Source organism: Streptomyces sp. NPDC026417 (genome assembly GCF_055567695.1).
This window is the reverse complement of the sequence record NZ_JBVHPY010000033.1, coordinates 30,619-50,531: the sequence shown is the minus strand read 5'-3', so window position 1 is coordinate 50,531 and position 19,913 is coordinate 30,619. Positions and strand designations below refer to the sequence as shown.

Sequence of the window (19,913 nt, the reverse complement as noted above, 5' to 3'; positions counted from 1 at the left end):
GCGGGCCGGGACCGGAAAGGGCACTCGCGTGAACGGACCCCTCATCGTCCAGTCGGACAAGACCCTGCTCCTCGAGGTCGACCACGAGCGGGCGGACGAATGCCGCCGGGCGATCGCGCCGTTCGCGGAGCTGGAGCGGGCCCCCGAGCACATCCACACCTACCGGCTGACCCCGCTCGGGCTCTGGAACGCGCGCGCCGCCGGCCATGACGCCGAGCAGGTCGTGGACGCGCTCGTGCAGTACAGCCGCTATCCCGTGCCGCACGCGCTGCTCGTCGACATCGCCGAGACGATGGACCGCTACGGGCGGCTGACGCTCAGCAAGCACCCGGCGCACGGACTGGTCCTGACGACCACCGACCGGCCGGTGCTGGAGGAGATCCTGCGGTCCAAGCGGGTCGCTCCGCTCGTCGGTGCCCGGCTCGACCCCGACACCGTCGCCGTGCACCCCTCCGAGCGCGGGCAGATCAAGCAGACGCTGCTGAAGCTGGGCTGGCCTGCCGAGGACCTCGCCGGATACGTCGACGGCGAGGCGCACCCGATCGAGCTGGCCGAGGACGGCTGGGCCCTGCGCCCCTACCAGAAGCAGGCCGTGGAGAATTTCTGGCACGGCGGCTCGGGCGTGGTCGTGCTGCCCTGCGGGGCCGGGAAGACCCTGGTCGGAGCCGGATCCATGGCCCAGGCCAAGGCCACCACCCTCATCCTGGTCACCAACACCGTCTCCGCGCGCCAGTGGAAGCACGAGCTGGTGAAGCGGACGTCGCTGACCGAGGACGAGATCGGCGAGTACAGCGGGACGAAGAAGGAGATCCGGCCGGTCACCATCGCGACGTACCAGGTGCTGACGACCCGGCGGAAGGGCGTCTACCCGCATCTGGAGCTCTTCGACTCCCGCGACTGGGGACTCATCGTCTACGACGAGGTGCACCTGCTGCCCGCGCCCGTCTTCAAGTTCACCGCCGACCTGCAGGCGCGCCGCCGGCTCGGGCTGACCGCGACGCTGGTCCGGGAGGACGGCCGGGAGTCGGACGTCTTCTCGCTGATCGGGCCCAAGCGGTTCGACGCCCCGTGGAAGGAGATCGAGGCGCAGGGGTACATCGCGCCCGCCGACTGCGTGGAGGTGCGGGTCAACCTGACCGACTCCGAGCGGCTCGCGTACGCCACGGCGGAGACCGAGGAGAAGTACCGGTTCTGCGCGACCACCGCGACCAAGCGGAAGGTCACGGAGGCGCTCGTCCGCAAGTTCGCCGGGCAGCAGATCCTCGTCATCGGCCAGTACATCGACCAGCTCGACGAGCTGGGCGAGCACCTGGACGCACCCGTCATCAAGGGCGAGACGTCCAACGCGCAGCGCGAGAAGCTCTTCGAGTCGTTCCGGCAGGGCGAGATCAGCGTGCTGGTCGTGTCGAAGGTCGCGAACTTCTCGATCGACCTGCCGGAGGCCACGGTCGCCATCCAGGTGTCGGGCACCTTCGGTTCCCGGCAGGAGGAGGCGCAGCGCCTCGGCCGCGTCCTGCGTCCGAAGGCCGACGGCCACCAGGCGCACTTCTACTCCGTGGTCGCCCGCGACACCATCGACCAGGACTTCGCGGCCCACCGCCAGCGCTTCCTGGCGGAGCAGGGGTACGCGTACCGGATCGTCGACGCGGACGAGCTGCTGGCGGGCAGCTGACGCGGTTCAGGGCGCGGGCAGGGTGAGGACCAGGAAGAGCACCGTCACCGGCGGCAGCAGTGCCGCGCAGGCGGCCCAGGCGCGGGTGCCCGCCCAGCGCCGGTTCCAGGGCAGCGCCCAGGCGAGGACCAGGAACACCAGGGTGACGGGGCCGCCGTAGGCCAGGATCCCGTAGATCCAGGACAAGGTGTCCATGAGGGCCGGGGAGCAGTGGTCGGGGCCGCAGCTGTCCGTCGCCATCGCGGAGATGCCGCCGAGGAAGAGCGCGGCCGGGCCGAGCAGCAGCAGGAGCACGGACGCCACGAGCGGCGCCACCCAGGCCGTGCGGTGCGGCTCATCCGCCGTGGACGTGTTCGCCGGCTGCCCGGCGGTCGGCGGGAAGGCGGGGTGCGGTGTCGTCATGCGGACAGTTCACCGCCCGGCGCCGGGCCGGCGCACCGGCCCGGATACTCAGCGGGGGCGGGTCGGCGTACTCACTTCCCGCCGGGTTCCGGCGCAGGGCGACCCAGGCCGCCGCCCCCAGGGCCGCCGCCAGCAGGGGGTAGGGCGAGGCGAGCGGCTGCTGCCACCAGGGCAGCCGCAGGTCCAGGTCGCCCCGGTGCGGCACCAGCCACAGGGTGCGGGCGGTGAACACGGACGCGGTCAGCGCGGCGAGGCCCGTCCGGCCCTCGGCGAGCAGGTACGCCAGCAGCGGCACGCACCACACCCAGTGGTGGGACCAGCTGACCGGTGAGACGAGCAGCGCGGTGCAGGCGGTCAGGAGGACACCGAGGCGGGCGTCGCCGGTACGGCGGGCGAGTCCGAGGCCGGCGCACCCGGCCGCCACCGCCACCGGCACCCAGACGGCGCCCGGCGAGGGGTCGCCGAGGGCCCGCGCGACGAGCCCTTGCAGCGACTGGTTGTCGACGATCCACGCCTTGCCGACCCGGCCGGTCTCGAAGAGGCGGCGGGTCCAGAAGTCGGCGCTCGCGGCGGGCAGCACGAGCGCGCCGGACAGGACGGTACCCAGGAAGGACGCCAGGGCGGTGAGCCCGTCCGGGGTCCGCCCGGCGGTGCGCCGCCTGAGCAGGAGGTACACCACGAACAGGGCGGGTGTCAGCTTCACACCGGCCGCGATCCCGGTGGCGACGCCCCTGCCCCGGGCGCCCGGCGGCCGGCCCAGGTCCCACAGGACCAGGCAGGCGAGCGCGAGGTTGATCTGCCCGAAGAGCACGGTCTGGAAGACGGGTTCGAGCCAGAGGGCCACGGCGGTGGCGGCGCAGACCGGGGAGGCGCCGGCGGGCAGCCCGGCGAAGCGGCACGAGAGCCGGACGAGCAGGGCCAGCAACGCGGTGTTGCCGGCGACGAAGACCGCCTTGAGGACCGTCGGCGGCAGCCAGGCCGTCGGCACGAAGAGGATCGCCGCGAACGGCGGGTACGTGGCGGGCAGCCGCCACTCGGTGACCGTGAAGCCGTACGGGTCGCGGCCGGCGGCGACGGCCGCACCCTCGGCCCGGTAGACGAACGCGTCGGCCATGGGCGCGCGCTGGAGGACGCACAGCGCGACGAAGGCGGCCAGGGAGAGGACGAGCAGGGCGATCGCCCCGGCGAGGGACGCGGAGGGTGTTCGCGGGATCACGTTCCGTCGGGTCACGCACGGACCCTAGTGTCCGCGGCCGGCCTACCGCGGCCACGGCTCACGGACCGGCCCCGCTCGGGACGGGCGGGCCCCGGCTCCCGGGATCAGCGGCGCCGGACGCCCGCTTCCTCGCCGTACTCGCCGAGGAGGACGACACGGACGGCGGCGGTCACGAAGACCTTGACGGCGCGCAGGGCGTCGCCGAGGAGGTGCCGGGGGCGGTCGCCGTCCAGGGCGGTCGCACCGGGCGGCGGTACGGGATGGTGGGTGAAGGTCGCTGCACTCATGCTTCCATCATGGGATCCGGACACTCCGGATACGTCGGTCTTCCGATGTAACCTCGGCGCCCGCTCCGTACACCCCGGGGCCGCGCCCGCTCCGCCTCGGGAAGGACCCCGCCGTCCGGCACCCCCGAGGAATCTCGGGGTCGGGGCCCCGGGCTCCGGCCCGGCGGATATTCGCTGGCATCCGCCCCCTCCCCTCGCCTAAGATCTCCGCTCTTGCCCGCCTCCCCTCACGGAGTGCCGCCGTCCGGACGGAAACCGGACGGCAGACCGTCAGCGACGCAGCCCGTTCCCCGGAGGCAACACCCGTGTCCCCCATGCCCGAAGGCACCGACGACCCCCTCGTCCGCGAACGGACGCACCTCGCCGACTCCCGTGCCGCCCTGCGCGCCATGCGGGAGGACGTGGAGTCCCTCGACATCAAGGACGTCACCGCGAACTGGGTGAACGCGGCGGTCCTGCAGAACCAGATCGACGAGCGGATCAAGGCCCTCGCCGACCTCAGCCACACCCCGCTCTTCTTCGGCAGGCTCGACTACCTCCACGCCCCCGGCGCCGAGCGGGCCGAGGGCGCGGAGGGCGAGCGCTTCTACATCGGGCGCCGGCACGTGCACGACGCCGACGGGGACCCGATGGTCATCGACTGGCGCGCCCCGGTGTCCCAGCCGTTCTACCGGGCCTCGAAGAAGGACCCGCTGGACGTGGCGCTGCGCCGCCGCTTCGGTTACACGGGCGGCGACCTCACGGCGTACGAGGACGAGCACCTGTCCGACCCCGCCGAGGCCGCGGCCACCAGCAAGCTGCTCCAGCAGGAGATCGAGCGGCCCCGCGTGGGCCCGATGCGCGACATCGTGGCGACCATCCAGCCCGAGCAGGACGAGATCGTCCGGGCCGGCCTCTCCGGCTCCGTGTGCGTACAGGGCGGCCCCGGCACCGGCAAGACCGCGGTGGGCCTGCACCGGGTCGCGTACCTGCTGTACGCGCACCGGGAACGGCTCGCCCGTACCGGCACGCTGGTCATCGGGCCGAACCGGTCCTTCCTGCACTACATCGAGCAGGTCCTGCCCGCGCTGGGCGAGCTGGAGGTCAGGCAGGCCACGGTCGACGACCTGGTGGCGCACGTCGAGGTGCGGGGCACGGACGACGCCGCGGCCGCCGTCGTCAAGGGCGACGCCAGGATGGCCGAGGTGCTGCGCCGGGCCGTCCGCTCGCACATCACTCCGCCCACCGAGCCGGTCGTGGTGGTGCGCGGCTCCCGGCGCTGGCGCGTACCGGCGTACGAACTGGAGCAGATCGTCCGCGAGTTGACGGAACGCGACATCCGCTACGGCGCCGCGGGCGAGGCGCTGCCGCAGCGCATCGCGCATGCCGTCCTGGTCCAGATGGAACGCTCCGGGGAGGCCCCGGACGACCGGGTGCAGGACGCCGTCGCCCGCAACGGCGCCGTGAAGGCCGCGGTCAAGGCGATCTGGCCGCCGGTCGACCCGGCGAAGCTGGTCCTGCGGCTGCTGTCCGACGCGGACTTCCTCGCCGAGCACGCCGGGGGGCTCCTCGACGAGGACGAGCAGAAGGCGATCCTCTGGGCGAAGCCGGTGCGCAGTGCGAAGAGCGCCAAGTGGTCGGCCGCGGACGCCGTGCTGATCGACGAGGCGACCGACCTCGTCCGGCGCACGCACTCGCTGGGGCACGTGGTGCTCGACGAGGCGCAGGACCTGTCACCGATGCAGTACCGGGCGGTGGGGCGGCGCTGCACCACCGGTTCGGCGACCGTGCTGGGCGACCTGGCGCAGGGGACGACGCCCTGGGCGACGCGGAGCTGGGCGGAGGCGCTGGCGCACCTGGGCAAGAGCGAGGCCGTCGTCGAGGAGCTGACGGCGGGCTTCCGTGTGCCGGCCGACGTCATCACGTACGCGTCCCGGCTGCTGCCGTACATCGCGCCCGGGCTGACCCCCGTGGCGTCGGTGCGGGAGAACCCGGGGGCCTTCGAGGTGCGCGCGGTCTCCGGCGACGCCGACGTGGTCGCCGCCTGCGCCGACGCGTTGCGCAGCGAGGGTTCCATCGGGCTGATCGCCGCCGACGCGCGCGTCCCGGCGCTGGCCGAGGCGCTGGCGGCGGCCGGGATCACCTGCCTGGAGCCGGGCGAGGAGACGACCCCGGACACCCGGCTCACCCTCGTGCCCGCCTCGCTCGCCAAGGGCCTGGAGTACGACCACGTGGTCCTGGACGAGCCGCAGGCCGTGGTCGACGGGGAGCCGGACGAACGCACGGGTCTGCGCCGCCTGTACGTGGCGCTGACCCGTGCGGTCTCCGGTCTGATCGTGACGCACGCGGCACCGCTGCCGGCCCAGCTCGGCTGAACCGGCGGCAACCGGCGGCAACCGGCGGCAACCGGCCGGGAGTTACTTGAACTTCCGGCTGGTGGCCAGGTACACCTGCCGGGCGTTCCTGCCCAGCCGCGGGCCGGTCACCATGGTGCTGCGGTCGCTCAGCGAGGTGTTGGACACCAGGTGGGCCCGCCCCTTGTGGGTGGTGAACCACGGCCCGCCCGACGCACCGCCGGTCATCGTGCAGCCCAGCATGTACTCGCTCGGGTGGGTGCTCGGGTAGCTCGTACCGAGCACGAACCGCTTGGTCGCGCCCCGGCAGTCGTACATCTTCGAGCCCTCGTAGGGGGCTTCGGCCGGGTAGCCGCGGGCCTCCATGTCCGTGATCCGGTTGGCGGCCGGGGCGTCGAACCACACCGGGAGAGCCGAACCGACCTGCTCCTCCAGGGACTTGCCGCCCTTCTCGGGCTTCATGTGCAGCACGGCGTAGTCGTACGTGGACGCCCAGGTGCCCTCGTGGCCGGAGCCGCCGTCGATCCACTGAGCGGAGGTGGTGGCCCAGTCCGCCCAGTACATGCCGTACGGCGAGACGTTCGCGGCGCGGTAGTTGCGGGCCGCCTGCTGGATGTTCAGCGTGCCGCTGTCGTTGAAGGACGGGTCGAAGGCGATGTTGCGGTACCAGCCGCCGCCCTTGCCCGCATGCACGCAGTGGCCCGCGGTCCAGACGAGGTTGGACCTGCCCGGGTGGGCCGGGTCGGTGACCACCGCGGCGGAGCACACCGCGCTGCCCTCCGGCGTGGTGAAGAACAGCTTGCCCACCGGCGGCGCGTAGCGGTGGTACGCCGGCTTCACCTTGGTGGCCTGATACCGCTTCACCTTGCCGTCGGGCATGTACGCCTTGGTGGTGCCGCCGCCGCCCGAGCTGCTGTTGCCCGCCTCCACGATCCCGGGCATCGAGCTCTTGGCGCGCTCGATGCGCTCGGGCGTCCAGAAGTCCTCGATGTACGGGTTGGCGAAGTCCTCCGCGTCGGACTTCCAGTCGCTGAAGTCCTTCCAGCCGCCCTCCCGCCACTTCGCGAGTGCGTCGCCGCTGAGGTCGGTGGGCACGCCGGCCGGCAGCTTGTACCCGCCGAGCGAGCCGGAACCGCCGTCGTCGGTGCCGGTGTCCGCGGTCGGGGACGACGAGGAGCGCGGGGCCGCCCCGTCGTCCTTCGTGCCGTCACAGGCCGTGGTGGTGACCATGACCGCGGCGATCACGGCCGCGGCGGCCGCGAGCGAGCGGCTGCGTATGGATGGCATGGAGCCCTGTCCCCCTGTGTGCTGCGCGTCCGCGCTCTCCCGCGCGTCCGGCGCTTCCCTACGTGCTTGTCATGCCCCGGCTCATCTGGGGGCGCCTTCACTATGCACGCACGATGCGCCGGACCGGGCCCGGGGGGCGCCGTCCGCACACAACAACTACGGGTCGGATATGGATCCGTGACACACCGGCAGGCGGGCCGTCCGGGGAGCCGGGGGCGGGGCACGGATCCCGGACGGCGGCCTACGCGTCCAGCGCCGCCCGCCACTCCCGTACCGCCTGCGCGGCGACCGGGGCGGTCCAGCCGCCGGGCCGGGCCGCTCCCCCGATGTGGAAGGCGTCGACGCCGGCGGCGCGCAGGGCGGGGACGTGGTCGAGGCGCAGACCACCGCCGACGAGGATCTGCGGCTCGTAGCCGGGGTCGCCGCGCCGGGCCGCCTCGGCGCGGAGCGTGGGCAGTCCGTCGTCGACCCCGTCGGCCGAGCCGGCCGTCAGATAGGCGTCGAGGCCGGGCAGGTCCGCGAGTTGCTTGCGCAGGGCGTCCCGGTCGGCCGCCCGGTCGATCGCCCGGTGGAACGTCCACCGGCACCCGTGCAGCTCGGCCGCCAGCCGCTCCACCACGGCCAGGTCGGGGCCGCCGTGCTCGTCGAGGAAGCCGAGGACGAACTCCTCGGCACCGGCGGCCCGCATCTCGCGGGCGGTCCGTACGAGCGCGGCGGTCCCGTCGGCGCCGCCGGCCGCGAAGCCGTCCGCCAGCCGCAGCATCACACGGAGCGAGATGTCGACGGCGGCGCGGATCCCGGCGAACGTCTCCACCGCGGGGGTGAGCCCGTCGGCGGCCATGTCGGTGACCAGTTCGAGGCGGTCGGCGCCTCCAGCCTGGGCGGCGACGGCGTCCTCGACGTCGAGGGCGATCACCTCCAGGACCGCACGCTTGCTCATAGGACCTCTTCCCTTGGGCGGCTACAGGTCTAGTCCAATCCAAGACTACGCCCGTGGCGCGTCCGCCCGCGAGAAGGCCGCGCGCGCGGCGGGCCCGGCGGAGGCGGCCCGGGACGGCCGCGGCGGACTCCGGGGACAATGAGCGGCATGGCAGAGGAAGAGACCGGGGTGCGGCGGCCCGCGGACACGGCGGCGGCCGGACGGCACCCCGCGTACGAGGACCTGGCGCGGCGCTGGACGGAGGCGGTCGCGGCGGCCCGCACGGACACCGGGGCCGCGCCCCCGGGCGAGCGCGCGGCGGAGCCCTCCCCCCGGCCCTACGCCGAGAACCTCCTCGGCCGCTGGGCCGAACCGCAGCGGCGGTACCACACCACCGATCACCTCGTCGCGGTCCTGGAGCGGATCGACGTCCTCGCGGAGTACGCCGACGATCCGGCCGTGGTGCGGCTGGCCGCGTGGTTCCACGACGCGGTCTACCTGCCCGACCGGTCGACGAACGAGGAGCGCTCCGCCCGGCTCGCCGAACGCGCCCTGCCGGAGCTGGGCGTCGACGCGTCCCGCACCGCCGAGGTGGCCCGGCTCGTCCGCCTCACCGCCGGCCACGACGCCGGCGCCGAGGACGCGAACGGCGCCGTCCTGTGCGACGCCGACCTGGCGGTCCTGGCCGCGTCCCCGGAGGCGTACGCCGCCTACGCGGCCGCCGTGCGCGAGGAGTACGCCTTCGTCCCGCCGGACGCCTTCCGCGCGGGCCGGGCGGCGGTCCTGCGCCAACTCCTGGACCTGCCACGGCTGTTCCGCACGCCCTACGGGGAACGCGCGTGGGAGGAGCGGGCCCGCGAGAACCTCCGGCGGGAGCTGGCGGCGCTCACCGGCGGGGACACCGGACCCGGCTCCCGGGCGGGCTCCGCGGCGCCGGATCCCGGCGCGGGCGCCCCCGGAGGGGAATGAGCTCCCGCCCCCGGTCGTTGCACCCTGACATGCCCGCACCCGCCGATCGCCCCCGCATGCCCCTCGCCGTCTACATCCTCGGGCTCTCCGTGTTCGCACTCGGCACGAGCGAGTTCATGCTCTCCGGGCTGCTCCCGCCCATCGCCGAGGACATGGGCGTCACGATCCCGCAGGCGGGACTGCTGATCTCGGCGTTCGCGATCGGCATGGTCGTGGGCGCGCCGCTGCTGGCGGTGGCCACGCTGCGGCTGCCCCGCCGCACCACCCTCCTCGCGCTGATCACCGTCTTCGGCCTCGGCCAGGTCGCGGGTGCGCTCGCCCCGACGTACGGGGTGCTGTTCGCGTCCCGGATAGTGAGCGCGCTGGCGTGCGCCGGTTTCTGGGCGGTGGGCGCGGCGGTGGCCGTGGCGACGGTTCCGGTGAACGCCCGCGCCCGCGCGCTGGCCGTGATGATCGGCGGACTGTCGATCGCGAACGTCCTCGGGGTCCCGGCCGGCGCCTTCCTCGGTGAGCACCTGGGCTGGCGGTCGGCCTTCTGGGCCGTCGGCGCGGCCTCCGCGATCGCCCTGGCCGGGGTCGCCACCCTCATCCCGCGCATCCCGCTGCCGGACGAGAAGCCGCAGCTCAAGCGGGAACTGCGCATCTACCGCGACCCCCAGGTCCTGCTGTCCGTCGCCGTCACCGCGCTCGCCGCGGGCGGCGTCTTCTGCGCGTTCAGCTACCTCGCCCCGCTCCTCACGGACGTGGCGGGTCTCGACGACGGCTGGGTGCCGACCGTGCTGGCGCTGTTCGGCGTCGGCGCCCTGATCGGCACGACGATCGGCGGGCGCTTCGCCGACGCTCACCTCTTCGGGGTGCTGGTCAGCGGCATCACGGCCTCGACGGTCGTGCTGGTCGCCCTCGCCCTGTTCGGGCAGTACGCGGTCGCCGCGGTCGTCCTCTCCTTCGTCCTCGGCGTCACCTGCTTCTCCACCGCCCCGGCCCTGAACGCCCGCATGTTCGACGTCGCGAGCGCCGCTCCCACCCTGGCCGGCGCCACCACCACGGCCGCCTTCAACCTCGGCAACACCGGCGGGCCCTGGCTCGGCGGCACGGTCATCGACGCGGGCTTCGGCTACGCCTCGACGGCCCTGGCGGGAGCGGCGCTGACGGTGACGGGGATCGCGGTGGCGGTCGTCTCGCTGCGGCTGCACCGCCGTACCCGGACCTCGCGCGTGGTGGCGGGCACGGGCGCGGCGGCCCGGCCGGTCCGCACCGAGGTCTGAACCCGGCTCCGGGACCGAACCCGGCCCCTGGCCCGAGGCCGGGCCGGGTCCCCGCACGCGAGGCGGCGTCCCGGCAGGTCAGCGGGCGCCCGACCACCTCTTGGGCCGGCGCAGTCCGGCGCCGTGCAGCAGCCGGACCACCTCGCGGCTGCTGACCTCCACCGCGCCCGCCCGCACCGCGTCCGGGTACCGGTGCGAGGGGATGTCGTAGTGGTCCCGCTCGAAGGCGCGCCGCGGCACACCCAGCCCCTCGGCGAACAGGTGCAGTTCGTCGTAGGACACGTCGCTGACCAGATGGGACCAGAGCCGCCCGTGCCCGGGCCAGGCGGGCGGGTCTATGTACACCGTCACGACGGGCCGTTCCCGCCGACGGCGGGGGCCAGCGAACCCACCGAGGCGACCCGCACCCCTGCCTTGTGGCAGACCCAGTGCGGGTCGGGCCCCAACTCGGGCTCGACGTCGAGCGCGTGCGGGTCGCCCGAGCCGCAGACCGGGCACAGCGGCCACCGGCCGTACCGCTCCAGCAGGGCGTCCTGGACGTCCTGGGCGACCAGGCCGGCCACATAGCCGGCGCCCTCCGGCCACTGCTCGACCCACCAGCGGCGCTGCGCCACCGACTCCTCGACGAGGGACACCACGTCCGCCTCGGCCACCTCGCCCGCGACCAGGTCGGCGAGCACCAGGGCGCGCGCGGCGTGCAACGCCTGTTCCAGGGGGCTGATGGGGTCCATGCACCCATTGTGCGCACCCTTGACCGTATGCCCCAACGGAAAATATCTTTCATAGGTGACCCATGACGTGAAGGAAATTTTCGCCGGCGAGGCGCCGCCCGCCCCCGCCGCCCTCGCGGCCAAGGTGCGCACGCTGGCTCCGTCGATGACCCGCTCCATGCAGCGCGTCGCCGAGGCCGTCGCCGGCGACCCGGCCGGCTGCGCGGCGCTCACCGTCACCGGCCTCGCCGAACTCACCGGCACCAGCGAGGCGACGGTGGTCCGCACCGCCCGCCTCCTCGGCTACCCGGGCTACCGCGACCTGCGCCTCGCCCTGGCCGGGCTCGCCGCTCAGCAGCAGTCGGGAAGGGCGCCCGCCGTCACCGCGGACATCGCCGTCGACGACCCGATCGCCGACGTCGTCGCCAAACTCGCCTACGACGAGCAGCAGACCCTCGCCGACACCGCGGCCGGGCTCGACACGGTCCAGCTGGGCGCCGCGGTCACGGCCCTCGCCACCGCCCGCCGCGTCGACATCTACGGCGTCGGCGCGTCCGGCCTGGTCGCCCAGGACCTCGCCCAGAAGCTGCTGCGCATCGGACTCATAGCCCACCCGCACAGCGACCCGCACCTCGCCGTCACCAACGCGGTGCAGCTGCGCGCCAAGGACGTGGCGATAGCCATCACGCACTCCGGCTCGACCGGGGACGTCATCGAACCGCTGCGGGTCGCCTTCGAGCACGGGGCGACGACGGTCGCGATCACCGGCCGCCCGGACGGCCCCGTCACGCAGTACGCGGACCACATCCTCACCACGTCGACGGCCCGCGAGAGCGAGCTGCGGCCGGCGGCGATGTCGTCCCGTACGAGCCAGCTGCTCGTCGTGGACTGCCTGTTCGTGGGGGTCGCCCAGCGGACGTACGAGACCGCGGCGCCCGCCCTGTCCGCCTCCTACGAGGCGCTGGCGCACCGCCACAGCCCGCGCGGCTCCCGCCGCTGACCCGCAAGAGCGCCGTGCGCCTCACGTCCCCGTCCGTCCGCCACCGCTCCGACGACGCATCCACGGAACGCGCGTACGCCCGACCCGTACGCGCGGAAAGCACCGGAAAGAGCCGCTCCACATGACCTCCACCGCCGACGCCTCCTCTCAGCAGCGCGACCCCCGGGACGACAACTACCGCGGTCTGCGGACCGAGTTGGAGACCCTCACCACCGAAGCGTTCCGTCCCGAGCTGTCCGAGATCGACCGGCTGCCGACGGTCGAGATCGCCCGTCTGATGAACGGGGAGGACACCTCCGTGCCGGCCGCGGTGGCCGCCCGGCTGCCGCTCATCGCCGCCGCGATCGACGCCATCGCGGAGCGGATGGCCCGCGGCGGCCGTCTCGTCTACGCGGGCGCCGGCACCGCGGGACGGCTGGGCGTGCTGGACGCGTCCGAGTGCCCGCCCACCTTCAACACCGACCCCTCCCAGGTCGTCGGCCTGATCGCGGGCGGTCCGAGCGCGATGGTCACCTCGATCGAGGGCGCGGAGGACTCCCGGGAGCTGGCCGCCGCCGACCTGGAGGCCCTCGCCCTGACCGCTGACGACACCGTGGTCGGCGTCTCGGCCTCCGGGCGCACGCCGTACGCCGTCGGAGCGGTCGAACACGCCCGTGCGCGGGGCGCGTTGACGGTGGGCCTGTCCTGCAACGCGGACAGCGCGCTGGCGGCCGCCGCGGACCACGGCATCGAGGTCGTGGTCGGCCCCGAGCTGCTGACCGGCTCGACCCGCCTCAAGGCGGGCACGGCCCAGAAACTCGTCCTCAACATGCTCTCGACGATCACGATGATCCGGCTCGGCAAGACGTACGGGAACCTGATGGTCGACGTGCGGGCCTCGAACGAGAAGCTCCGGGCCCGCTCCCGTCGCATCGTCGCGCTGGCGACCGGCGCCTCGGACGAGGAGATCGAGGCGGCCCTCGCCGCCACGGACGGCGAGGTCAAGACCGCGATCCTCACGATCCTGGGCGAGGTCGACGGCCCGACGGCCGCGCACCTCCTCGCCACCAGCGACGGCCACCTGCGCACCGCTCTGAGCGCCGCCCGCGACTAGAGGGGTGTCACCGGGGGTCCGCCCGGGGCCGGGCGGGTGTCGTGGGGCCCGCCCGCGCGCCGCCCGGGCCCAGGCGGGTGCCGTGGGGCCCGCCCCCGCGCCGCCCGGACCAGGCGAGTGTCGTACGGTCCGCCCGCGCGCCGTGCGGGCGGGGGCGGTGCCCGGCGGCACGATGGGCGTCAGGCGTCGCCCCTCCCGCACAGCAAGGCCCCGCATGAGCACTGAAGCCACCCCCCGCGCCACCGCCGCCGCGATCCTGCCCCTCGTCGGAGGTGCGGCGAACGTCGTCTCCGTGGCCCACTGCATGACCCGTCTGCGCCTGCGGCTGCGGGACCGGACACGGGTGCGCGAGGACGAGCTCCGCGCGCTGCCCGCCGTGCTGGGCGTAGTGGACGACGACACCTGCCAGATCGTCCTCGGGCCGGGCGTGGTCGGCCGGGTCGCCCCGGAGTTCGAGGCGCTGGTGGCCGCGGGCGGGCCGGGCACCGCGCGGGCCCTGCAGGAGCGGGGAGCGGCGCTGAGGGCGGCCCGGCGCGAACGCAATGCGACCCCGCTCAAACTCCTCCTGCGCCGCGTCGCCGACATCTTCGTCCCGCTGATCCCGGCCCTGATCGGCTGCGGCATCATCGCCGGCGTCAACGGCCTGCTGGTCAACCTCGGCCTGCTCGCCTCCCTCACCCCCGCCCTCACCGCCGTCGCCTCCGGCTTCATGGCGCTGATCGCCGTCTTCGTGGGCTACAACACGGCGAAGGAGTTCGGCGGCACCCCGATCCTCGGGGCCGCGGTCGCGGCGATCGTCGTCCACCCGTCGGTGGCCGAGGTGACGGTCTTCGGGACCACGCTCTCCCCCGGCCAGGGCGGAGTCCTCGGCGCGCTGGCGGCGGCCCTCCTGGCGACGTACGTCGAGAAGTGGTGCCGCGGCCGGGTCCCCGACGCCCTCGACGTCCTGCTGACCCCGGCCGTCACCGTGCTCGTGGCCGGGCTCGCCACCCTCTACGGCCTGATGTACGCGGCCGGCGAGGTCTCCTCGGCGATCGGCACGGCCGCCGACTGGCTCCTCCGCCACACCGGAGCCTTCGCCGGACTGGTCCTGGGCGGCCTGTTCCTCCCGCTGGTGATGCTGGGGCTGCACCAGGCGCTGATCCCGATCCACACCACCCTCATCGAGCAGCAGGGCTACACCGTCCTCCTCCCGATCCTGGCGATGGCGGGCGCGGGCCAGGTCGGCGCGGCCCTCGCCGTCTACGTCCGGCTGCGGCACGACCACTCGCTGCGGACGACCATCAGGTCGGCGCTCCCGGCGGGACTCCTCGGCGTCGGCGAGCCGCTCATCTACGGCGTCTCGCTCCCCCTCGGGCGGCCCTTCGTGACGGCCTGCGCGGGCGGCGCTGCGGGCGGTGCCTTCGTCGGCTTCTTCTCGATGCTCGGCGACACGGTCGGCTCGACGGCCATCGGCCCCTCGGGCTGGGCCCTCTTCCCGCTGCTGTCCGGCAGCCAGGGCCTGGCCCCGACCGCCGCGATCTACGGGGGCGGCCTGCTCACCGGCTATCTGGTCGGTTTCGGCGCGACCTACTTCTTCGGCCTCACGGCCGGCGGACCGCCCGCCCGGGCGGCGGCGGACACCGCGCAGCCCCCACGATGACCGGTCCGGGCCGCCGGGTCGGTGACGTGTGCGATTCTGCCTAGGACAGCACTCCGCCCCGGGAGGGACACCGCACGCCCATGAACCACGCACAGCTGACAGCTCTGGGCCGCGCCCTGCGGCTGTTGGGCGAGCACGGCGACGCCCTGGGCACCGACAGTCCCGACGCCAAACTGCACGAGGTCAAGGCCGACCTGAAGCGGGCCCTCGACCTGCTCGACGAGACGGTCACCACGGCGGTGCCGACCACGCGCTGCTCCGAGCACCCGACCGGACCCGTCGACGAGGGCGCCACCGACCTGTGCCTGCTCTGCGAGACGCGGCGCCGCGCCGCCCGCCGCACCGAGGTGAACGGCGCGTACGGGCCCGGCCGCCCCGCCGGACCCGAGGACTCCCCGGACCGCACGCAGTCCCGCTACGGCGTCCGCGGTGACCGCCCCCAGCCCCAGCAGCGCTGGCTTCCGGAGGTGTGGAACGGCCAGGCGTGGCAGCTCTGCGGCACGCCCCGCCGCGACCGCCACGAGGCCGAGCGCTACCTCGCCGCCGAGCGCAGAGCCCCCCGCCCCGGCATGGCCTACCGCCTGGTCCACGAGTTCACCGACTACGAGGTCCTGCGCATCTGGGGCACCCCGGTCAAGATCGACATCGAGCCCATGGGACATCTCTGACCGGCGGACCCGGCCGGGGCCTCTCGGCCCGGCTCACTCCTCCCTCAGCCGGGTCACACCGGCCGTCGACAGCGGGACCGGCAGCGCCCCCGCGTCGATCAGCGCGGCCAGTTCGGTCGCCGACTCCCGGGTGAGACCGCCGGAGATCTGCGCCTCTCCTCCGGTGAGCGCCTGGGCGACGCTCGGGGCGGACAGCACCTTCCCGTCGAGCACGATCGCGAAGCGGTTGGCCGGCGGGGCGTTCTGCGCCAGACGCCCGGTGACCTCGGCGAAGTCCCGGGAGCCCGCGGCGGTGAACTCCAGCAGCACGGTCCACGCCCCACTCTGCTCGTCGGGCCGCGCAGCCGCGTCGGACACCTCCGTGCCGGGTACGTCGACCGGCCCCAGGGTGTACTCCTCGCGGGGCTCGTCCTTCCCGCACGCGGTGAGCGGCCCGTCGGCCGGGGCGTCCGCCACCACCCGGCACTCCGCCGCCGCCACCGTCCGCACACCCCGGACCGGCCTGAACTCCAGCCGCGCCGGTTCCCCGAGCCGGGTGAGGCGCTCGGCGGCGGGCACCCTGCCCGTCGCGGTGATGTCCCCGCCGTCGACCTCCACGCGGACGCCCCGCATCCCCAGCGCCGCGGCCCGCTGCCGCATGAGCTCCGCGGTCCGCTCCAGCGTCCGGGGGCTCTGCGGTGCGTCGGGCGTGAACACCACGACGGTGCGCCGCGACCCGGCCTCCGGCTCCGGGGCACGCGTCCGGGAGTCCGGCGTACCCGTCCCGGCCGTGGCGCCGGGCGTACGCGCTCCCGTGCCGGTCCTGCCGCCCGTTCCGCCGGCCCGCTCGTCCTCGGCCGGGGAGCCGCCGCACGCCCCCACCGCACCGGCCGAGAGGAGCAGGGCCACCACACACCCCACCGCGCGCGCACCGCGCGCCCGCCTGCCGGCGCGCCACCCTGCCGCGGCCGGGGCGCCGGGTGCCGCCGCCGTCGCGTCGTCGTCCATGGCTTCCTCCGGGCCGGGCACCCCAGAGTGGCAGCACCGCGGAGCCCGGTACCGGCAGGTGTCGGAAAAGCATGCGAAAGCGGCACCTCTTGGCGGAAGAGGTGCCGCTTCGGTTCACACCCCGGCGCGGGGTGTCCGGCTCAGCTGAGGCGGGCCAGCGCCGCCGCGTCGTACGGCTTCAGCTCGTCGAAGCGCCCGGCGAGGACCTTCGCGGCCCACTCCGGGTCCTGCAGCAGCGCCCGGCCGATGGCGACGAGGTCGAACTCGTCGCGCTCCAGGCGGTCGAGGAGGTCGTCGATGCCCCGGACCGAGGAGCCCTCGCCCTGGAACGCCTTGAGGAACTCGCCGTCCAGGCCGACCGACCCGACGCTGATGGCGGGCTTGCCGGTCAGCTTCTTCGTCCAGCCGGCGAGGTTGAGCTCGGAGCCGTCGAACTCGGGCACCCAGTAGCGGCGGGTGGAGGCGTGGAAGGCGTCCACTCCGGCCGCGGCGAGCGGGGCGAGGATGGCCTCCAGCTCCTCCGGGGTCTCGGCGAGGCGGGCGTCGTAGGCCTGCTGCTTCCACTGCGAGTAGCGGAAGAGGACGGGGAACTCGGGCGAGACGGCGGCGCGGACCGCGGCGACGATCTCCGCCGAGAACTTCGTACGGGCCACCGGGTCCCCGCCGTACCCGTCGGTGCGCCGGTTGGTGCCGGACCACAGGAACTGGTCGAGCAGGTAGCCGTGGGCGCCGTGCAGCTCGACGCCGTCGAAGCCGATGCGCTCGGCCTCCGCGGCGGCCTTGGCGAACGCCTCGACGACGTCGTCGATGTCCTGCTGGGTCATGGCCCGGCCCTTGGCCTCGGCGCCCTCGGTGTGGATGCCGGAGGGGCCGACCGCCGGGGCGTCCGCGAAGGGGGGCTCGCCCGCCCGGCGCACCATGCCGATGTGCCACAGCTGCGGCACGATCGTGCCGCCGGCCGCGTGCACGGCGTCGGCGACCTTCTGCCATCCGGCCAGCTGCTCCTCGCCGTGGAAGCGCGGCACGCTGTCGCTCTGCCCCGCGGACTCGTGGCCGACGTAGGTGCCCTCGGTCACGATGAGACCGACGCCCGCGGCGGCCCGCCGGGCGTAGTAGCCGACCACGTCCTCACCGGGAACACCGCCCGGCGAGAACTGCCGGGTCATCGGTGCCATCACGATCCGGTTCGGAACGGTGAGACCGTTCACGGACACGGGACGGGAAAGGATCTCGGCTGCGCGGGACGCGGCGTCGGCTGTCACGTGGGGGCTCCTCGGGAAGGCGGAAGGACGGAAGATTCCGGTGGGTATGTGCACGTGCATCGACCCACTCCCCGGGTCAACGACTCCGTCGGGCACCGCATTCCGCATCCCGGTCCGGTCCCGGTGTGATCCCGGCCACGGCACGCCCGGCCCGTCCCCCCGCGTAACGCCCGAGGGCGGCACCCCCGGGAAGGGGTGCCGCCCTCGGAAAGGACGAGCCTGATCCGGAAGGGATCAGAAGTCCATGTCACCGCCCGGCATGCCGCCCGGAGCGCCGCCGGCGGCGGCCTTCTCCGGCTTGTCGGCGATGACGGCCTCGGTGGTGAGGAACAGCGCGGCGATGGAGGCGGCGTTCTGCAGGGCAGAGCGCGTGACCTTCGCCGGGTCGATGATGCCCTCGGCGATCATGTCCACGTACTCACCGGTCGCGGCGTTCAGGCCGTGGCCGACGGGCAGGTTGCGGACCTTCTCGACGATGACGCCACCCTCGAGACCACCGTTGACGGCGATCTGCTTGAGCGGAGCCTCCAGGGCGAGCTTCACGGCGTTGGCGCCGGTCGCCTCGTCACCCGAGAGCTCGAGCTTCTCGAAGACCGAGGAGGCCTGCAGCAGGGCCACGCCACCACCGGCGACGATGCCCTCCTCGACGGCCGCCTTCGCGTTGCGAACGGCGTCCTCGATGCGGTGCTTGCGCTCCTTGAGCTCGACCTCGGTGGCGGCACCGGCCTTGATGACGGCCACGCCGCCGGCCAGCTTCGCCAGGCGCTCCTGGAGCTTCTCGCGGTCGTAGTCCGAGTCGGAGTTCTCGATCTCGGCGCGGATCTGGTTGACCCGGCCGGCGACCTGGTCGGCGGAGCCGGCGCCGTCGACGATCGTGGTCTCGTCCTTGGTGATGACGACCTTGCGGGCACGGCCGAGCAGGTCGATGCCCGCGTTCTCCAGCTTGAGGCCGACCTCCTCGGAGATGACCTCGCCGCCCGTGAGGATGGCGATGTCGCCGAGCATGGCCTTGCGGCGGTCACCGAAGCCCGGGGCCTTGACGGCGACGGACTTGAAGGTGCCACGGATCTTGTTGACGACCAGGGTCGACAGGGCCTCGCCCTCGACGTCCTCGGCGATGATCAGCAGCGGCTTGCCCGACTGCATGACCTTCTCCAGGAGCGGGAGCAGGTCCTTGACGTTGGCGATCTTCGAGTTGGCGATCAGGATGTACGGGTCGTCGAGGACGGCCTCCATACGCTCCATGTCGGTGGCGAAGTACGCCGAGATGTAGCCCTTGTCGAAGCGCATACCCTCGGTGAGCTCCAGCTCCAGACCGAAGGTCTGGGACTCCTCGACGGTGATGACGCCTTCCTTGCCGACCTTGTCCATCGCCTCGGCGATGAGCTCGCCGATCTGGGTGTCGGCGGCGGAGATGGAGGCCGTCGAAGCGATCTGCTCCTTGGTCTCGACATCCTTCGCCTGCTCCAGCAGGGCACCGGAGACGGCCTCGACGGCCTTCTCGATACCGCGCTTCAGAGCCATCGGGTTGGCGCCGGCGGCGACGTTGCGCAGGCCCTCGCGGACCAGCGCCTGGGCCAGGACGGTCGCGGTCGTCGTGCCGTCACCGGCGACGTCGTCCGTCTTCTTCGCGACTTCCTTGACCAGCTCGGCGCCGATCTTCTCGTACGGGTCCTCGAGCTCGATCTCCTTGGCGATGGAAACACCATCGTTGGTGATCGTGGGGGCGCCCCACTTCTTCTCGAGGACGACGTTGCGACCCTTGGGACCAAGGGTGACCTTGACGGCGTCGGCGAGCTGGTTCATCCCGCGCTCGAGACCGCGCCGTGCCTCCTCGTCGAACGCGATGATCTTGGCCATGTGAAGTGGTCCTCCCGGACTGGGGTGGATTGCTCCGGACCGCGCTGGCGCCCGCGACGGACGGCCTGCCTGCCTCGTGGTTCCTTGCCCCACATGGCCTGCGGGCCTCACCGACCCGGTCCTTCGTTGTCACTCTCACCTTCAGAGTGCTAACGCCAATGATTAGCACTCGCCCCCCGAGAGTGCAAGGTGCTCCCCCATAGCGAGCCCCTTCGAGGGGGCGCGCGGCCCCCGCCGGGGGGGGGGGGGGGGGGGGGGGGGGGGGGGGGGGGGGGGGGGGGGGGGGGGGGGGGGGGAGGGGGGGGGGGAGTGGAGGGGGGGGGGGGGGAGGGGGGGGGGAG

Annotated in this window: 18 protein-coding genes; 8 read left to right on the top strand and 10 right to left on the bottom strand. The window is 73.8% G+C overall.

All coding sequences use genetic code 11. The features are described 5' to 3' along the window. Positions 1-28: 28 nt before the first annotated feature. A complete protein-coding gene (locus ACZ4NT_RS35005) occupies positions 29-1,672 on the top strand; it encodes a DNA repair helicase XPB (protein WP_121402255.1) in 1,644 nt (547 codons plus the stop codon). Positions 1,673-1,678: 6 nt separating this feature from the next. Here the strand turns inward: ACZ4NT_RS35005 and ACZ4NT_RS35000 are convergent, their stop codons facing one another. The 3 genes from ACZ4NT_RS35000 to ACZ4NT_RS34990 all read right to left on the bottom strand — a co-directional run bounded on the left by ACZ4NT_RS35000 (position 1,679) and on the right by ACZ4NT_RS34990 (position 3,577). After that, entirely contained in the window at positions 1,679-2,074 is a 396-nt protein-coding gene (locus ACZ4NT_RS35000) for a hypothetical protein (protein ID WP_467729197.1), read from the bottom strand. Then, positions 2,007-3,305 (bottom strand): glycosyltransferase 87 family protein, encoded by a 1,299-nt coding sequence (locus ACZ4NT_RS34995; RefSeq protein ID WP_467729195.1) that lies wholly within the window; start codon positions 3,303-3,305, stop codon positions 2,007-2,009. Before ACZ4NT_RS34995 ends, ACZ4NT_RS35000 begins: the two co-directional genes overlap by 68 nt. Before the next feature lie 89 nt (positions 3,306-3,394). Then, positions 3,395-3,577 carry a hypothetical protein gene (locus ACZ4NT_RS34990; RefSeq protein WP_121402254.1) on the bottom strand — a complete coding sequence of 61 codons (183 nt, stop codon included), beginning with the start codon at positions 3,575-3,577 and terminating at the stop codon, positions 3,395-3,397. Between the two features lie 314 nt (positions 3,578-3,891). Here ACZ4NT_RS34990 and ACZ4NT_RS34985 point away from each other — a divergent pair, with 314 nt between their 5' ends. Then, positions 3,892-5,931 (top strand): ATP-binding domain-containing protein, encoded by a 2,040-nt coding sequence (locus tag ACZ4NT_RS34985; protein ID WP_121402253.1) that lies wholly within the window; start codon positions 3,892-3,894, stop codon positions 5,929-5,931. A 42-nt stretch (positions 5,932-5,973) separates the two neighbouring features. Here ACZ4NT_RS34985 and ACZ4NT_RS34980 read toward each other — a convergent pair whose 3' ends face one another. Together ACZ4NT_RS34980 and ACZ4NT_RS34975 are read right to left on the bottom strand one after the other, a co-directional pair. Beyond that, entirely contained in the window at positions 5,974-7,197 is a 1,224-nt protein-coding gene (locus tag ACZ4NT_RS34980; protein WP_121404663.1) for a hypothetical protein, read from the bottom strand. A gap of 241 nt (positions 7,198-7,438) precedes the next feature. Beyond that, the gene (locus tag ACZ4NT_RS34975; protein ID WP_121402252.1) at positions 7,439-8,137 is read right to left on the bottom strand and encodes a copper homeostasis protein CutC; all 699 of its coding nucleotides are present in this window, start codon (positions 8,135-8,137) and stop codon (positions 7,439-7,441) included. A gap of 147 nt (positions 8,138-8,284) precedes the next feature. Here ACZ4NT_RS34975 and ACZ4NT_RS34970 point away from each other — a divergent pair, with 147 nt between their 5' ends. Together ACZ4NT_RS34970 and ACZ4NT_RS34965 are read left to right on the top strand one after the other, a co-directional pair. Continuing rightward, positions 8,285-9,085 (top strand): HD domain-containing protein, encoded by an 801-nt coding sequence (locus tag ACZ4NT_RS34970; protein WP_467729191.1) that lies wholly within the window; start codon positions 8,285-8,287, stop codon positions 9,083-9,085. 56 nt (positions 9,086-9,141) lie between these two features. Beyond that, positions 9,142-10,350: a Cmx/CmrA family chloramphenicol efflux MFS transporter gene (locus ACZ4NT_RS34965; RefSeq protein ID WP_121404662.1), complete on the top strand. Its 1,209-nt coding sequence runs from the start codon at positions 9,142-9,144 to the stop codon at positions 10,348-10,350. 78 nt (positions 10,351-10,428) lie between these two features. Here ACZ4NT_RS34965 and ACZ4NT_RS34960 read toward each other — a convergent pair whose 3' ends face one another. Together ACZ4NT_RS34960 and ACZ4NT_RS34955 are read right to left on the bottom strand one after the other, a co-directional pair. Then, positions 10,429-10,701 (bottom strand): DUF4031 domain-containing protein, encoded by a 273-nt coding sequence (locus ACZ4NT_RS34960; protein ID WP_467729189.1) that lies wholly within the window; start codon positions 10,699-10,701, stop codon positions 10,429-10,431. Continuing rightward, positions 10,698-11,081: a hypothetical protein gene (locus ACZ4NT_RS34955; protein WP_121402250.1), complete on the bottom strand. Its 384-nt coding sequence runs from the start codon at positions 11,079-11,081 to the stop codon at positions 10,698-10,700. The genes ACZ4NT_RS34960 and ACZ4NT_RS34955 overlap by 4 nt, the downstream gene beginning before the upstream one ends. Positions 11,082-11,136: 55 nt before the next feature. Between ACZ4NT_RS34955 and ACZ4NT_RS34950 the strand changes: the two genes are divergently transcribed. From ACZ4NT_RS34950 to ACZ4NT_RS34935, 4 genes are all read left to right on the top strand, one after another. After that, positions 11,137-12,060 carry a MurR/RpiR family transcriptional regulator gene (locus ACZ4NT_RS34950; RefSeq protein WP_467729187.1) on the top strand — a complete coding sequence of 308 codons (924 nt, stop codon included), beginning with the start codon at positions 11,137-11,139 and terminating at the stop codon, positions 12,058-12,060. Positions 12,061-12,181: 121 nt separating this feature from the next. Beyond that, entirely contained in the window at positions 12,182-13,153 is a 972-nt protein-coding gene (gene murQ, locus ACZ4NT_RS34945; RefSeq protein ID WP_121402248.1) for an N-acetylmuramic acid 6-phosphate etherase, read from the top strand. A 214-nt stretch (positions 13,154-13,367) separates the two neighbouring features. Next, a complete protein-coding gene (locus ACZ4NT_RS34940; protein WP_467729184.1) occupies positions 13,368-14,795 on the top strand; it encodes a PTS transporter subunit EIIC in 1,428 nt (475 codons plus the stop codon). 80 nt (positions 14,796-14,875) lie between these two features. Further along, a complete protein-coding gene (locus ACZ4NT_RS34935; protein ID WP_121402246.1) occupies positions 14,876-15,463 on the top strand; it encodes a hypothetical protein in 588 nt (195 codons plus the stop codon). Positions 15,464-15,496: 33 nt separating this feature from the next. On the opposite strand, the gene ACZ4NT_RS34930 is transcribed toward ACZ4NT_RS34935, so the two are convergent. The 3 genes from ACZ4NT_RS34930 to groL form a co-directional block, all read right to left on the bottom strand. Next, positions 15,497-16,450 (bottom strand): preprotein translocase subunit SecD, encoded by a 954-nt coding sequence (locus tag ACZ4NT_RS34930; protein WP_467729182.1) that lies wholly within the window; start codon positions 16,448-16,450, stop codon positions 15,497-15,499. Between the two features lie 140 nt (positions 16,451-16,590). Then, a complete protein-coding gene (locus tag ACZ4NT_RS34925; protein ID WP_121402245.1) occupies positions 16,591-17,772 on the bottom strand; it encodes an NADH:flavin oxidoreductase in 1,182 nt (393 codons plus the stop codon). Between the two features lie 174 nt (positions 17,773-17,946). Continuing rightward, on the bottom strand, positions 17,947-19,572 hold the full coding sequence (groL, locus tag ACZ4NT_RS34920; RefSeq protein WP_121402244.1) for a chaperonin GroEL: 1,626 nt from the start codon (positions 19,570-19,572) through the stop codon (positions 17,947-17,949). Positions 19,573-19,913 lie beyond the last annotated feature (341 nt).